1 protein-coding gene is annotated in these 1,288 nt (G+C 42.2%); it reads left to right on the top strand.

Annotation, left to right across the window (positions count from 1 at the left end; translation table 11 throughout):
- On the top strand, positions 1 to 1,092 hold a 1,092-nt coding region (lptC, locus tag IQ276_RS39945; protein WP_235116539.1), incomplete at its 5' end, for an LPS export ABC transporter periplasmic protein LptC.
- Between the last annotated feature and the right edge of the window lie 196 nt (positions 1,093 to 1,288).

Genomic DNA, 1,288 nt, shown 5'->3' on the forward strand with positions numbered 1-1,288 from the left:
AGCTGTGGGGGGAAATCTCCCACAGCTTCTCCAGAAAATACTCCTGATTCATCTAACCAAGATAGTAAATTGACATTCTTTGATGTCACCTTAGAACAAGCAGATGAAGTCGGAAGACCGATTTGGAAAGTCCAAGCTAAACGGGCAAAATACACCAAAGAAAAACAAATTGGTCAGGCGGAAAATCCCTATGGAGAACTGTACCAAGATGGTAAAGTTGTTTACCAAGTCAAAGCCGATGTAGCAGACATTGAACAAAATGGAAAGCAGCTATTTCTCAAGGGAAAAATACTTGCTACAGACCCGAAAAATGGAATTGTGTTGCAGGGTAATGAACTAGAATGGCATCCCCAAGAAGATTTGTTGATTGTCCGCAACCAAATTAATGGTACTCATAAACAACTACAAGCAGTAGCACAAGAAGCGCGAGTTAAAACTCGGGAACAACGGATGGAATTTTCTGGAGGAGTAATAGCAAAGTCCGCCGATCCCCAGCTGCAAATGCGAACAGAGCATTTGAATTGGAATATTAAAGAAGAAAAATTAATTGCCGATCGCCCCATTGAAATTGACCGCTATAAAAATAATAAAATTAGCGATCGCGGCAAAGGAAATGCAGCCGAAGTCAACTTAAAAACCAAAATTGCCACCATCCAAAAAAATGCCCAATTAGATTTACTAGACCCGCCATTGCAAATAGCTAGTAACTCTATGACCTGGAACATGAACACAGAAACCATCACCACAAACTCCCCTACCCGCATGTTCCAGCGAGTGGAAAATGTCATCGTTACCGCCAATCAAGGTGAAATGAAAATACCGCAAAAAACGGTTTATTTAACAGGTAACGTCAACGCCATTGGTCAGCGTCGCCAGTCTTTGAGATCTGATAAACTAACTTGGTATTTAGACAATAAATTACTTGAAGCTCAGGGAAATATAGTTTATCGACAAATTGACCCACCGTTAAATTTTACCGGTGAAACAGCCGTTGGTAATTTGCAAACAGAAAATATTGTTGTCAAAGGTGGAAATTCTGGCGGTAGAGTAGTAACCGAGATTATTCCCCAAGAGAGAGCGAATCGTCAGTAGGGAGTGGGGAGTGGGGAGTGGGGAGTGGGGAAGATGAGGGAGATGAGGGGGATGAGGGAGTATTTGAACACTGTTAACGAGTCTTTACAGCAGTTTTCATGTATTTGAACCACATCTGTCGTAGGGGCACAGCACTGCTGTGCCCTTGCCGCGTGGTCTATTTACCTGAAAATAGCTGTAAGCTAGATTAATGAGG

This window comes from Desmonostoc muscorum LEGE 12446, from assembly GCF_015207005.2.
Lineage (GTDB): Bacteria > Cyanobacteriota > Cyanobacteriia > Cyanobacteriales > Nostocaceae > Nostoc > Nostoc muscorum.